The sequence below is a fragment of the Mucilaginibacter mallensis genome (assembly GCF_900105165.1).
GTDB classification, from domain to species: domain Bacteria; phylum Bacteroidota; class Bacteroidia; order Sphingobacteriales; family Sphingobacteriaceae; genus Mucilaginibacter; species Mucilaginibacter mallensis.
In genome coordinates, this window is sequence record NZ_LT629740.1 from 4,148,068 (window position 1) to 4,162,972 (window position 14,905).

A 14,905-nucleotide genomic window follows, 5' to 3' on the forward strand; every position below is an offset into this window, starting at 1 on the left:
GCGAAAAGCGATTCGAAGCGATATTCACACCTGCAAGTTCCCTTTGTACCAACCTAACCCGCCCTGCACCAATGAACAACCATCCCGCCGTTCGTCCGTTTTTATATATAACACATATTGAAACAAACCGAACATCATAACCCGCCCCTGCACCAGTGAACTAATGAACCAATGAACTAAATCACAACGGTATGTTCCCGTGCTTTTTCCTCGGGTTATTTACCACCTTATTCTCCAGCATTTTAAAGGCATGGATAAGCTTTAGCCGCGTTACTTCCGGTAATATCACTTCATCAACAAAACCACGCTCAGCAGCACGGTAAGGGTTAGCAAAGGTGTCAGAATAGAGCTGCTCCATCTCGCGCCATTTGGCTTCCTTGTCTTCGGCAGCATTTATTTCGCGTTTAAAGATGATCTCCGCTGCTCCTTTTGCGCCCATCACAGCAATCTCTGCTGTTGGCCAGGCAAAGTTCATATCGGCACCTATGTGTTTACTGTTCATCACATCATAAGCGCCACCATAAGCTTTTCGGGTGATAACGGTTATGCGGGGCACAGTGGCTTCGCAAAATGCGTATAATAGTTTTGCGCCATTGGTGATGATGGCATTCCATTCCTGGTCGGTGCCAGGTAAAAAACCCGGTACATCCTCAAATACCAATAAGGGGATATTAAAGCTATCACAAAAGCGCACAAAACGCGCGCCCTTGGTTGATGAGTGTATATCCAATACTCCCGCCAAAAACGCAGGCTGATTAGCTACAATACCAATGCTTCTTCCAGCTAAACGAGCAAAGCCTACCACAATATTCTCAGCAAAATCCTTGTGAACCTCTAAAAATGAATCCGCATCTATCACATGGTTTATTACCTCGCGAATATCATATGGCTGCGAATTATTTTCGGGCATTATGGTATTCAGCTCCGGTCGAATCTCATTTTGTGTTTCATAAGGCAGAGCAGGTGCGGTATCCTCGCAATTCTGCGGCATATAGCTCAACAGTTGTTTCACATGCTGTATGGCCGAAATCTCATTAGCACAGGCAAAATGTGTAACACCCGATTTGGTGGCATGTGTAGTTGCCCCACCCAACTCTTCGGATGTAACCACCTCATGCGTAACGGTTTTTACCACGTTGGGCCCGGTAACAAACATGTATGAGGTATTCTCTACCATTAAAATAAAATCGGTAATAGCAGGTGAGTATACCGCACCGCCCGCGCATGGCCCCATAATGGCCGAGATCTGCGGTATAACACCCGACGCCATGGTGTTGCGGTAAAATATATCGGCATAACCGCCTAATGACACCACCCCCTCCTGTATCCTTGCTCCGCCTGAATCATTCAGACCAACAACCGGTGCTCCATTCTTCATGGCCAGCTCCATTATCTTGCAGATCTTTTCGGCATGCGTTTCAGACAGCGATCCCCCAAAAACAGTAAAATCCTGCGAAAAAACATATACCAGTCGCCCGTTTATAGTACCGTAGCCGGTAACAACGCCATCACCCGGATATTTTTCTTTTTCCATCCCAAAATCAACCGACCGGTGAGCCACCAGCATCCCAATCTCCTGGAAAGAGCCCTCATCCATCAAAAAATGGATACGCTCACGGGCGGTTAACTTCCCTTTTTTATGCTGACTCTCTATCCTCGCCTTGCCACCACCTAAAAGGGCCTCGGCTTGTTTTTGCTTTAACAGTTTAATTCTATTATCCACAGTATGGGGTTTATATGCAAGATGCTAAAAATAGTAATTATAGTTTAGTGTTGTGTAGGTTACAGGTGGCGTTAAGTATTTTTTATTTATTAGCGACTCATTTGTCTGAACCGGAATTTATTGAATTACAGAATAAGCAGAATTCAATAATTCCATTAATTCGGGTTCAGACACACTTGGGCGTTCCCGCTGATAGAAGCGGGCCGTGCTATCCGCTCATACGCGCACAGGCATTAGGCGCGGGCCGGTATCCGCTACTATCACTAACGCAAACACATACCAAGCCATGTCATGCTGAACTTGTTTCAGCACCCCACAAGCCAGGTAACCATTATGCTGGCGACTTTTATGATGAGTTCCCGAAACAAGTTCGGGATGACGGGTGGTGAGTGTCGTCCGTCCGTTTTTAGATATGAGTTGTAATGTGACAATGCGGACATTTTACCTTACACCCACGCTATCTTCGCTTGCGGTGGAAAGAGGATTTAGGAAAACTTTTTTAATTACATTTGGTTTCTTCATCATTCCCATACCATCAATGAAACAAGGCCATACCCGCAGAAAATTCATCACTAACCTGAGTTTAACTACCGCCGCTGTTATAGCTACGCCAACTTTAAGCAGGGCGGGTAATTTTTTCAAAACTGATAACAGTTATACCGTTGGGCAAATTATGGATATGTTTATTAAAACCGTGCCTGGCGCACCGTTCCCCAATACGGTTGATACGCTGAAGGCGGGTAACAGGGATATTGTGGTTACCAGTATTGTTACCACCATGTTCCCTACGGTTGATGTGATCAGGAAAACCATCGACCTGGGTGCCAATTTTATCGTCTGCCATGAGCCTACTTTTTATAATCATACCGATGATGTGAGCTGGCTGCAAAATGATGAAGTATACAATTATAAAGCCGATCTGCTTAAAAAACACAACATAGCCATCTGGCGCAATCACGATTACATCCACAGTATTAAACCCGACGGTGTACTTACCGGGGTTATTGCCAAACTGGGTTGGAAAGATTACCAGCAAGGCGCAAATACTTTCATTTTCCCGGGTATTACGCTGGGTGCTTTAATAGATCAGCTCAAACAAAAACTGGCTACACCTGCGGTACGCTACATAGGCGACCTGCAACAAACCTGTAAAACCGTAATATTTGCAGAAGGTGCCGCAGGCGGCAGAACGCAGATAGAAGCCATATCCAAATACAAACCGGATGTACTGATATGCGGTGAAATATCAGAGTGGGAAACCGCTGAATACGTGCGTGATGCCCGTGCCGAAGGCCGTTCAATCGCTTTGGTGGTAACCGGCCACATCCCCAGCGAAGAAGCCGGATCAGCATTTATGGCCGACTGGCTTAAACAACGTATCAGCAATGTAAAAATAACCCACATAGTTTGCGGCAATTCGCTTTCATTCGCTTAATAATCCCATAAAAATAAAACTCTGTGCCTCTTAATGTGTTTCTGTTGGAGATTTTTGCGGTAAAAATCAAATACAAAGAAGTCATAAAAACCACTAAGGCACCAGTTAATATTTCATATGCTAAAACACACAAAAGAAAATCGCACACTTAAAGAAAACCTGATGCTGGCATCATCAACTGCATTTGTATCAGGCATGACCAATGTTTCAGGGGTTGTTGCTTTTTTAGCCTTTACCGCTAATGTAACGGGGCACTTCTCCAATCTTGCCGAAAATATTATCGAAAAGAATTTTCAGCAGGTTATTGTATTTTCTCTATGGCTGTTCCTCTTTTTTGCGGGTTCGTTCACCTCTAATTTCCTGGTACGCTGGCAATCGCATAAAAGTAATTACAGGGCTAATGCGCTGCCAATTATCATTGAAGCCATTATCCTTTTATTCGTAGCATTTTATGGTCATCACTATTATGAGGAAACCTTACGCGAAAAGCAGGTTATCACTGGCGCCATTATCCTATCCATGGGTTTACAAAACGGGCTGGTATCAAACATATCAGGCGGCTTGATCAAAACATCGCACTTAACCGGCTTATTTACCGATCTGGGTGCCGATATAGCCGAATGGCTGTACCCCAATACCCCAAAAACACCTGCATTAAGAAACCGGTTGTATATCCGCTTTACCATACTCGGCTTTTACTTTTTTGGGGCACTTATGGGTGGTTATTTCTTTGACAAATACGAATTCGCTATATTTTATTTCATTCCGGTGATATTGTTTACCATTCTATATTACGATCTTTCGCCCATAGCTTTACATAAGCTTGCGCGATTATTTTCAACAAACGAAAAAAAGGCAGATATTTAACCAGTAAAAAATACATTAGCTACCATGTGTCCCAAAATATATAAACCCATCCACGATACTAACACTATAACTTACGAAACCCTGCTACAGGGCAATAAACAGTTTGTTGAGGAAACCTTAAAGGAGGATCCGGATTATTTTACCAAGCTGGCCAGCGGCCAAACCCCGCCGGTATTATGGATAGGCTGCGCTGATAGTCGCGTACCCGCCAACCAGATCACCAATACCAGTCCGGGTGAGATATTTGTGCACCGTAACATTGCCAACATGGTAATACACTCCGATATGAATATGCTTTCGGTACTGGATTATGCGGTGAATGTATTAAGGGTAAAGCATGTAATAGTGACTGGTCATTACGGCTGCGGGGGTGTAATGGCTGCCATGAGCAACCAGCAATTCGGCCTGATAGATAACTGGCTGCGCCACATTAAGGATGTGTACCGCCTGCACGCCAGCAAACTCGACCAGATAAAAGACGAGAAAGAACGTGCTGCAAAACTGGTTGAATACAACGTAGTTGAAAACGTGTACAACCTCTGCAAAACCTCCATCGTGCAAAATGCATGGCAAAATGGTCAGGAGCTAGGCGTACACGGCTGGGTTTACAGCATTGAAACCGGTATTATAAAAGACATGAACGTTAGTACCTATGATAATGCTAACATGGGGAATGTGTTTAAGTTCAAATAGTTCATTGGTTCTATATACGTGAACAATTAACTGTCGTTCGTCCGTTTTTAAATACGGGTAACATAAAACAAACCGAACAACACCAAATCCGCTTATCTCTCACCGAGCGCAATTGCGAAGAGGAACGAAGCACCCTTAACTGTACAGATCGTCTGTTACTTGTCTCATGGTATCGCTCATAGCCGCTAAGGCTTAGTCCTTTTGTCTTCGCCACAAAAGGGCCAAAAAGGCAAGTCAGTAGAAATGCTTCTTTGCCGCACAGGCCATTACCCTGCAAATCAGGCAAAACCTGGGCTGCTATATTTTTACCCTGCTGTCGCTACTCACCTGGCCTTTACGCTTCAGTAAAAATCTGCTATGCCCTGCCACGCACAAGGCCACCATCGTTTTGCCTGATTTCGCCCGAAGCTGTTCTACTGACAGGAAGAAAAAAAGAAAAAGCATGGGCCCTGACAACAAGGGCGGGCCAGCGTAGAGGCGGGAATGCCGGTTTAGCTTTTTGTGTGATGTGAAGGCACGAATGTGCCGAACAGCGAAAAAAGCGTGTAGAACCGGCAGGGAGCGGAGAAGCATCCTTGTTGTCTTGATTTTTTTGGTTACTTTTTGTATCAAGACAAAAAGTGACGTCTTAGCGACAAGCGATACCATGAGACAGGTATACGAGAAGCAATCCCGCTCTGCACAATCGGGGATTGCTTCGTTCCTCGCAATGACGCTTGGCGAGAAAAATGCCACCATGAACAATAAACAAATGCAAAAAGGCGAAAGAGTATTGCACATCTTTCGCCTTTTTTAACTTTCCCTATTCGGAGAGAGGGCTAAACCTCCTTATTCAAAAACGGATACCTGTAATCCTTCGGCGGATCAAAAGTTTCCTTTATTGTTCGTGGTGATACCCAGCGTTGCAGGTTAAGGGCCGATCCGGCTTTATCATTAGTACCCGATCCCCTGGCGCCGCCAAATGGCTGCTGACCAACCACTGCTCCTGTTGGTTTATCATTTATGTAGAAATTACCTGCTGAGTTACGCAAAGCATAAGTAGCTTTGGCAATAGCATATCTATCTTGTGATATTATTGAACCTGTCAAGGCGTAGATAGAAGTCTTATCCACTATATCCAATAGCTCATCGAACTTGTCGTCTTCATACACATAAATAGTTAGTACCGGACCGAAAAGCTCCTCGCACATGGTTACGTAGTATGGGTCATCAACTTTAATTATAGTTGGGTCAACAAACCAGCCCTGGCTCTTATCATAACTACCACCGGCAACAAGCTCAACGCTCTTATCAGCCTTGGCAGCATCAATATATTTAGCCAGTTTATCAAACGACGCTTCAGTTATCACCGCGTTAACAAAGTTGCCAAAATCCTCAACCGGACCAACTTTTATTGAAGCGACATCACGCTGTACGTTAGCCTTAACAGCAGGCCACAACGATGCCGGGATATATGCCCTTGAAGCAGCAGAGCATTTCTGCCCCTGGTACTCAAATGCACCACGAATCAGTGCAGTGCTTACCACATCGGCATCAGCGCTTGGGTGTGCCAGCACAAAATCCTTACCGCCGGTTTCGCCCACTATGCGCGGGTAAGTGCGGTATTTGTGGATGTTGTTGCCTATGGTTTGCCATATATTCTGGAATACTTTGGTTGATCCTGTAAAGTGGATGCCCGCGAAATCGTGGTGATTAAATATTACCTCGCCTGCTACAGGGCCATCAACATAAATTAAATTGATAACGCCATCAGGCAAACCGGCTTCCTTAAACACCTGCATAATTACGTTTGCAGCGTAGATCTGCGGATAGGCAGGCTTCCAAACCACAACGTTACCCATCATGGCTGCCGATGCAGGTAAATTACCCGCTATAGCAGTAAAGTTGAACGGCGTAAGCGCGAAAACAAAACCTTCAAGCGGGCGCTGCTCAACCCTGTTCCATACGCCTTTTGGCGATATTGGGGGTTGTTGTGCGTAGATTTCCGCCATGTAATGCACGTTAAAGCGCAGAAAATCTATAAACTCACATGCCGCATCAATCTCGGCCTGGTAAGCATTTTTTGATTGTCCAAGCATAGTAGCCGCGTTAATTTTAGCGCGGTATGGGCCCGAAAGCAGTTCGGCAGCCTTTAAAAATATCGATGCGCGTTGCTCCCAGGGCATTTCCTCCCAGGCAGCCTTAGCAGCTAAAGCCGCATCAATAGCAGCATTAACGGTTGCGGCATCACCCTCATGAAAAGTAGCCAGTAAATGTTTATGATCGTGTGGCGGGCGAATCTCCAGCTTTTTGCCGGTATGCACCAGTTTATCGCCGATATACATCGGTATGTCAATTACCTTGCTGCGCGCTTCGTCTAAAGCGGCTTTGAGAGCACCACGCTCCACACTGCGCGGCCCGTAATTCAATACAGGCTCGTTCTGCGGTTGCGGAACGCTGAAAAATCCTTTAAGCATAATGATAGTCAGTTAAAACAACCAAAGATAATAATTAATGCGCAGATGTGCGGTTTTGCAAATGTGCAAATTACATGCAATTGATAATCATCGTGTTTTGATTCGGGATATCGAATGTTCGATTTCGGGTTTTGATTTTTCTTCATGCCGGATAATCACAAGCGGGACGCTTGCGGTAGCGGGGGATGGTTTGCAAATTACTTGAAAGTGATAATTCCCTCACCGCGCGTCATTGCGAGGTACGAAGCAATGACGCTTGGATTTGATTTAATTTTCCAGTTTCCCACCGCCGCTCCCGCGAGTTTAGCGCAACGTAACTCGTGGTGGCTATTGTACAAGCTTGTAGCTTGTTGTGCTATCTGCTGTTTAAGCTATACGCTTTTGTCATGCTGCACCACGAAGATTGCTAAGGGATTGTAGTTTTTTAGGCACACGTGCGCCGGCGATGGGGCTGCAAGTAATGGACTGACCAATGCAGTTTCAATTACCTGGTGATTGTAATATACATTTTTACTATTGCTTTTTCAATTTATAAGTATAAACATTTTGGCTGGCATCTGTTTTTGCTAAAAATATACTGTCTCCTTTTATAACGTATGTATAGGAGCCATTCAGCACAGCAGTAGTTACAACGCTAGTATTATCAGGAAACGCTTCCATATTCGTAAAGGTCGTCGTCCCACCTTGAATCAGATAGCTTCCTTTGCCTGTTGTCAGCGTTGAGGGGCTTGTTAAAGAATTGAATTGCCCCTGTCGCAGGGAAACAACAACGCTATCCCTTAAAATCGCGCCGCTTTGACTACTCACAAGAAATTTACCCGCGTAATTTCCATCAAGAATTGCTTTTCCATTGTTGTCTTTTTTGCATCCGCCAACACTAAGCAATAGCAGTAAAATAAAAAACAATCCTTTTGGTTTCATATTTGCGTTTTTTATTATTACGAATCAGGTACAAACATTGCTACACGAACGATAAAATAAAACCTGGATAACCACAAGCGGACGCGGTAGAGGGTGTTATATCCAAGGCCCTGCTCCCGCGAGTTTCGCGTAGCGTAACTCGTGGTGGCTATTGCTCAAGCTTACTAGCTTGCACTTGTGCTATCTGCTGTTTAAGCTCTAACCATGCCGCACCACGGGTTACGCTACGCTAAACCCGCGGCAGCAAAACTAATAAACTAATGAACGAAGACAACAGGCAAACCCGGCCCACATGCAGAGTGGCTGGCTGGCTGCTCTAATGCATGTGGGTGTGCTGTTTCTGCTGGCTGGCTTACAGACACTCGGAGGCTTGCTGTTGGGGTCAGTATGTCTTTATCACTTTCTTAAAGCTTTGTTTGCTGCCCTGACTAACCTGCACAACGCAAACCCCCATAGGCACGTTGCTGATATCGATAGTCTGGGAAAACGTAGTACTGCTTTTTGAAGCTGTGTATATAGCGTATACCTTACCCTGGTTTACATCGGTTACTTTTATGGTGACGGCACCATTAATATCATTGTTCAAAGCTATGGTTGCGAACCTGGCTGTTGGATTAGGGAACAGCGTAATGCTGGCATCAAACTTATTGGCGTTAGCTATGTCAGTATTCAGCCGGGCCAGGTTTGTGGCGGCAGTTTCGGCTACGCCGGATGGTATTACAAAGGTTGGGGTTTCGGTTGCGTTTAATGTTAGCTTGCCGCCTACCAGTTTTACTTTGTTTGAGGTCATGTCATTAGCGCCCGCTACCGGGTTGTAGATGTAGGCCGAATCAGCCGCACCCAGATCGAGCGAGTAGTTTACCGTGCTGCCGGTTTGCGTTGGCATCACCAGCACATAGGCGGGCTGGTTATTTGCCGACAGATACTGATCAACTATCGGGCTGCTGTTGAGGGTTTGTTTATAGGTATAGTTGCCAAACACCTTATTCACCTGGTACAAATAATCCGCAGCAGGGCGGCGGCTCTTATCATCATTTATTAATCCTGATGAAGCATATTGTGTTGGGGCTGCGGCATTATCATCATACTCCTCGTAAAAGAATACACGCGCGATGCCGTTACGGGCATATAGCAATGAGATGCGGAGTATCCAGTCGGCCTCTACCTGCGCGGCGGTTTTGCTGCCGATTGGCGGAGCTTTTTGTATGCTGCCCTGGTTCATATCGTAGCCGGTTTCAGTAACCCATACGGGCATATCGGCGGCGTAGGTATGTGCCATTTGTATAAAACTTTGCGCGGTTTTGGCAGCTATGGAAAGCTCGGGCGCTACGCCTGTGGTAGCATTACCTTCGGGATAGGCATCGTTAGGGTAAAGGTGATAGTTGATCACATCCCAGCAGATATTCACCGTACCATCGGAGCGGTAGCCACGGTGCAGGCGGCACCATTCAATCATACCGTGTACATAGCTTGGGTCGGCCGATGCTATACCACCCATTACCACTTGCATGGTAGGGTCGGCATTCTTTACACCTACGCCGGGGCCCATGGTATTCTTATTCCCATCATAAAAAGCGGACAGGTTTGCGGCGTACTCATACGAGGTTTGGTATGCCGGGCGGCCCTTCCACCATTTATCACGCTCGTTATCGCACTCTATGTAATGAACAAGGCCGGTTCCTTTTTTAATGGTATTCTTGGGGTCGGCAGTCCAGCGGATACTGGTATCCACACTTAAAGTTGATGAGCTTACTGCCGAATTACCACCATATCGTGCCGCATACTGATAGGCCACCTTAGCCTGCAGAATGTAGGAGTTAGGGTCGGTAAAATCGCTGCCATAAGGCACGGGCACATTTTCTGAATCCTGCTCTCCTGATGGATACGTGGCTATCATCCAGTCGGGCATGGTTTTCAGGTCGGCCAGCACCATAATATTGTTAGCCTGACAGGCCTGATACATGGCATCATAATTCCACCCGCCGCTATGCACCGGATCAAAGGTGTACATACCCTGGGTCGATTCTAGTTTATTCCAATCCATATAATGCCGCAACTGTGTAAATGATTCGGCAGCGGCAAGTAAAGTCGGACTAACTACCAGCGGACTATTCGGATCTTCAAAATCCCATTCAAAGGCATTTATGCCGAAGTACTGGTTAAGCGGATAACTTTTTTGCACCAATGGCGTGGCAGCTGGCGGCGCGGTATAATGGCCATAAAACTCTATCTCGGTAGGGAACTGGTACCAGCAATTCAGCACAATGAATTTTACATTCTTCATTGGGGTGGTGAGCAGCTTGGAGGTATCGCCGGGGCGCGGGCCATCCCAGGTCATATAGCCACCACCCGAGTAGGTGCCAATTACGGTACGTGTACCCGTGCTATCAACAACCGAAACGGTTAAAGGGTATGGCCCAAGCGAGCCCTCGTAATTATAAAAACGCATGCTGGTAAGGTCTATCTTCTCGCCCGGCATAACGGGGTACCAGGCATCATAATTCGTTATCAGCTTGCCCCATCCGGTATTTACCATGGTAGTAAGGTCGCCATCAAATAATCCCCCTAAGCCACCGCTGGCATTGGTTAGCTGGAACCAGCGGGTGGTATCAATAGGGATCTTCACAATTTGGTTGGTATCAACAGGGGTAACAGGTACAGCAGCAACAGTATCGGGGTAACCGAAAATATCAACCTTTTGGGGGATATTGTTGCTGTATTTATGAATGATGATAGCATCAGCCTCAACAGGTGTGGCTAACGTAAAGCCATCCCAAACCATATAAGCCGGACCGGTAAAAGTGCCCAGGAAAGTTTTGGTAGTGCCGTTAAGTGCATAGATGGAATCCGGCGCATCGGTAAAAACGCCCTCATAATCATAAAAGGAAAACCGGGTGATTTTACTGCGCTGGGTTAACTTAAGAGTAACATCAACCCAAACAAAATTATTGAGCCAAACCTCCTGCACCAGTGAGTCAACATTATCATTTAGCCAGGGCGAGTAATCCATGCCGGTGTTAATACTAGATGTGATGGTATCGAATTTTATACGTTGTTCAGTTTGTGAAAAGCTATTTAAGCTGTAAATACACAGTATCAGCGCTAAGCAAGCCTTAATAGTGCTTATGGGGTTGGTAAGGCTTTTATTCATGTCAAATCAAAAGTTAATATGATCTATCAAGGCAGATCACGATCGCCATTAATAAACCATTAGTTAATCAGGGTTTGCTTTATTACGAAAAACCGGCGGGAAGGTTACAGTTATTTCTGTTCATTTTCATTCGTCAATCAATACAACTATAAACCCTAATGATTAAGCAAGAAATAGGCCTGTAACCACAGTTATTATTGCTTTTATTTACTATACTTGTTAAGCATGAAGCGTTTACTAACCAACTTAACCTTCCAGGTTATTATAGCGATAATACTGGGTGTAATTGTGGGCATATTCTTTAAAGGGTTTGCCCCTACAGCGCAAATCATCAGCAAAACATTCATTAATATGATAACTATGCTGATAGCGCCTATCATATTTTTTACCATTGTGCAGGGCATAGCTGGTATGCAGGATATGAAAAAGGTTGGCCGCGTGGGTGGCAAGGCGCTCCTTTATTTTGAGATAGTAACCTCATTTGCATTGGTTATTGGCATTACGGTAGCCAATATTATACAGCCGGGAGCCAATTTCATTAATCACCCTGCAGTGAATGCTGCCGCAAAAATTGCCGACTACGAAAAGGCTGCCGCCGATATGAAATGGGGTGAGTTTTTCGCGCACATAGTGCCGGGCAACATATTTGATGCTTTTGCCAAAGGCGATATTCTGCAAATATTATTCTTCGCAATACTTTTTGGCTACGGACTAAGTAAGATGGGTGATAGCGGCAAAGTGATTGTTGATGCTATAGATAAGCTATCCAAAGTATTCTTTAACATTATGAAAGTGGTGATGCTGGTAGCCCCAATAGGCGCTTTCAGCGGGATGGCTTATACGGTGGGTACCTACGGCGTAAGTACGCTTAAACCCATGCTAAACCTGATGGGCTCGGTTTATTTGACCATGTTCCTGTTTATTTTTATAGTGCTGAATATCATTTGCCGTATCTATAAGTTCAGCTTATGGCATTATCTTAAATTCATTAAAGAGGAAATATTAATTGTATTGGGTACATCTTCATCAGAATCGGCATTACCCAGCATGATGGAGAAGATGGAAAAATTCGGCTGCTCAAAATCGGTGGTGGGCTTGGTTATCCCTACGGGATATTCTTTTAATCTGGATGGCACTACTATTTACCTGTCAATGTCGGTCATCTTTTTGGCGCAGGTATTCCGTATCCCGCTATCTATTGAGCAGGAACTGGTGATCATCGGCATACTGATGCTAACCTCAAAAGGTGCGGCAGCAGTTACCGGCGGTGGTTTCATCGTACTTACCTCAACCCTGGCGGCCATAAAAATCATACCGGTTGAAGGTGTGGCTATATTGCTTGGTGTGGATAGGTTTATGTCGGAAGCAAGGGCGATCACCAACCTGATAGGCAACGGTATTGCTACAATTGTGATAGCGAAGAGCGAGGGGGAGTTTATCCCCCAGCCCCCTGAAGGGGGAGCTTTTGATTAGCATAACTTCCGACTATTCTTTCCGAAAGAAAATATTAATATTACGGCAATGAAATCAATAAAGTATCTGATCCTGCTGCTATTACTCAGCACGGCTACCGCATTCGCGCAAACCGACTCAAAGCTTACCAAAAAGCTAAATGCCCTGGCAAAAGACTTTCACGGACAGGTGGGCATTTATGTACAGAACCTTAAAACAGGTAAATCTGCGGAGGTAAATGCCGATACCCTGTTCCCTACTGCCAGCATGATAAAGGTGAGCATTATGTGCGGCCTGATGGATAAGATACAAAAAGGCGAGCTTGATTATCACCAGAACCTAATTTTCAAGGATTCCTTACGTTATGACACGGGTGATATCCTCGGCTCGGTAAAGAATAATGACACCATTGCACTAAGCAAGGTAGCCATGCTCATGATCACCATGAGCGATAACACCGCCAGCCTGTGGCTGCAAAAACTGGTAACCGGTGAATATATCAACAACTGGCTACAGCAAAACGGGTTCGATAATATGCGGGTGAACTCCCGTGTAAAGGGCCGGGAGCGGATCCGCAGCATATATGGCTGGGGAGTAACTACCCCGCGCGAGATGTGCAAGTTATTTACCATGATACGGGAAGGTAAGGCGGTGAGTCCGGCGGCCAGCGAGCGCATGTACCGCAACCTGTCGCATATTTATTGGGATGATAATGCCATATCGCAGGTACCACCTTATATACAAACCGCCAGTAAACAGGGTTTTGTTGATGCATCCCGCTCCGAAACGGTATTGGCAAGTGCCCCGCATGGCAATTATGTGTTCAGCATTATCACCAACCACCAAAAGGACACCAGCTACAAGCACGATAATGAAGGTTTTATACTCATACGCAATGTTTCAGCCCTGTTATGGCATTATTTTGAGCCTGATGATAAATGGCATCAGCCAGCAGGGTACGATAAGTTCATGAATGTGGATAGCGAGTAAACTTTTTATGCTTTTAACAGTTATTTAAACATTAAATCCATCTATATGCCTATCACCAATATCTGCCCTAAGAAATGGCCTGAACTGGCTTTTGAAAGCTTGAAAGATACCCTTGCAACGGTACAACTATGGACGCAGATTGTGGGCAAGATCAGGCTGATAAAAACGCCGTGGATAAATCATAGCTGGCATGTTACGCTCTATGTTTCGCCAAGGGGATTAACTACGGGCAGCATCCCTTATGTGGATGGCAATTTTCAGATAGATTTTGATTTTGTGGCACATGAACTCCTAATTATCGCCAGCAATGGTAAAACCGAGAAATTAAACCTTTACCCGCGTACCGTAGCCAGTTTTTATGCTGAATTATTTAAGAAACTGGATGCCATGGGTATTGAGGCTAAAATCTATGCTAAACCAAATGAGCTTGACCCGGCCATACCTTTTGCGCAGGATGAAGTGCATAAAAGTTACGATGCTGTGCAAATGAACCTTTACTGGCAGGCGCTGGTCAATATCAATTCGGTATTTGTAAAATTCAGATCGGAGTTTACGGGTAAATGCAGTCCTGTACACCTTTTTTGGGGCGCTTTTGACCTCGCAGTAACCCGTTTCTCGGGCCGTGAAGCCCCCTTGCATCCGGGTGGCGCACCCAATATGCCTGACCGTGTGATGCAGGAGGCCTATTCGCATGAGGTGAGCAGCGCTGGTTTCTGGGGTGGCAGCGAGCAGTTCCCACACCCGGCATTTTACGCCTACTGCTACCCTACCCCAGCCGATTTCGGCGAACAGGTAGTAGAACCATCTGAGGCATTTTACAGCAATGAAATGGGTGAATTCTTCTTGTTATACGAAGTAGTACAGCGATCAGAAAATCCCGCAGCCAAGCTGCTTCAGTTCCTGCGGTCAACCTATATCGCGGCAGCAAAAACTGGTAATTGGGATAGTCATTTGCAATGTGATTTAACAGGGTATGAGAAGTAATTTACTGGCTTCTGTTTGCAACTGAAGCCTTAGGATGACGATGCTTTCATGTATCTGAATGATTTTTCAGTTTGCGAATGAAACAATGATTATTTTTCTCGTGGTATCGCTCATAGCCGCTAGGCCTAGTCCTTTTGTCTTCGACACAAAAGGACCAAAAAGTCAAGTCAGTAGAAATGCTTCTTTGCCGCACAAGGCCATTCCCTGCAAATCAGGCAAAACCTGGGCTGGAA

Annotated in this window: 11 protein-coding genes; 7 read left to right on the forward strand and 4 right to left on the reverse strand. The window is 45.4% G+C overall.

The features are described 5' to 3' along the window. Positions 1 to 181: 181 nt before the first annotated feature. The gene (locus BLU33_RS16640) at positions 182 to 1,723 is read right to left on the reverse strand and encodes an acyl-CoA carboxylase subunit beta (protein WP_091375476.1); all 1,542 of its coding nucleotides are present in this window, start codon (positions 1,721 to 1,723) and stop codon (positions 182 to 184) included. A 538-nt stretch (positions 1,724 to 2,261) separates the two neighbouring features. On the opposite strand from BLU33_RS16640, the gene BLU33_RS16650 reads away from it, so the two are divergent. From BLU33_RS16650 to BLU33_RS25170, 4 genes are all read left to right on the forward strand, one after another. Further along, complete coding sequence (locus BLU33_RS16650) at positions 2,262 to 3,158, forward strand: Nif3-like dinuclear metal center hexameric protein (RefSeq protein ID WP_091375481.1); 897 nt, start codon at positions 2,262 to 2,264, stop codon at positions 3,156 to 3,158. Between the two features lie 117 nt (positions 3,159 to 3,275). Continuing rightward, positions 3,276 to 4,025, forward strand: coding sequence for a YoaK family protein (locus tag BLU33_RS16655; protein WP_091375484.1), 750 nt, complete (start codon positions 3,276 to 3,278; stop codon positions 4,023 to 4,025). Between the two features lie 24 nt (positions 4,026 to 4,049). Further along, a complete protein-coding gene (can, locus tag BLU33_RS16660) occupies positions 4,050 to 4,718 on the forward strand; it encodes a carbonate dehydratase (protein WP_091375487.1) in 669 nt (222 codons plus the stop codon). 646 nt (positions 4,719 to 5,364) lie between these two features. Then, entirely contained in the window at positions 5,365 to 5,514 is a 150-nt protein-coding gene (locus tag BLU33_RS25170; RefSeq protein ID WP_157682188.1) for a hypothetical protein, read from the forward strand. Between the two features lie 22 nt (positions 5,515 to 5,536). Here the strand turns inward: BLU33_RS25170 and pruA are convergent, their stop codons facing one another. From pruA to BLU33_RS16680, 3 genes are all read right to left on the reverse strand, one after another. Beyond that, positions 5,537 to 7,174 (reverse strand): L-glutamate gamma-semialdehyde dehydrogenase, encoded by a 1,638-nt coding sequence (gene pruA / locus BLU33_RS16670; RefSeq protein WP_091375493.1) that lies wholly within the window; start codon positions 7,172 to 7,174, stop codon positions 5,537 to 5,539. 513 nt (positions 7,175 to 7,687) lie between these two features. Beyond that, the gene (locus BLU33_RS16675; protein ID WP_091375495.1) at positions 7,688 to 8,095 is read right to left on the reverse strand and encodes a hypothetical protein; all 408 of its coding nucleotides are present in this window, start codon (positions 8,093 to 8,095) and stop codon (positions 7,688 to 7,690) included. A gap of 382 nt (positions 8,096 to 8,477) precedes the next feature. Continuing rightward, positions 8,478 to 11,246, reverse strand: a complete 2,769-nt coding sequence (locus tag BLU33_RS16680) for a T9SS type A sorting domain-containing protein (protein WP_091375498.1) — start codon at positions 11,244 to 11,246, stop codon at positions 8,478 to 8,480. 225 nt (positions 11,247 to 11,471) lie between these two features. On the opposite strand from BLU33_RS16680, the gene dctA reads away from it, so the two are divergent. The 3 genes from dctA to BLU33_RS16695 are packed head-to-tail and all read left to right on the forward strand — an operon-like array spanning position 11,472 to position 14,672. Then, positions 11,472 to 12,719, forward strand: coding sequence for a C4-dicarboxylate transporter DctA (gene dctA, locus BLU33_RS16685; RefSeq protein ID WP_091375500.1), 1,248 nt, complete (start codon positions 11,472 to 11,474; stop codon positions 12,717 to 12,719). Between the two features lie 48 nt (positions 12,720 to 12,767). Further along, positions 12,768 to 13,688 (forward strand): serine hydrolase, encoded by a 921-nt coding sequence (locus tag BLU33_RS16690; RefSeq protein ID WP_091375503.1) that lies wholly within the window; start codon positions 12,768 to 12,770, stop codon positions 13,686 to 13,688. 45 nt (positions 13,689 to 13,733) lie between these two features. Next, the gene (locus BLU33_RS16695) at positions 13,734 to 14,672 is read left to right on the forward strand and encodes a DUF5996 family protein (RefSeq protein WP_091375506.1); all 939 of its coding nucleotides are present in this window, start codon (positions 13,734 to 13,736) and stop codon (positions 14,670 to 14,672) included. Positions 14,673 to 14,905 lie beyond the last annotated feature (233 nt).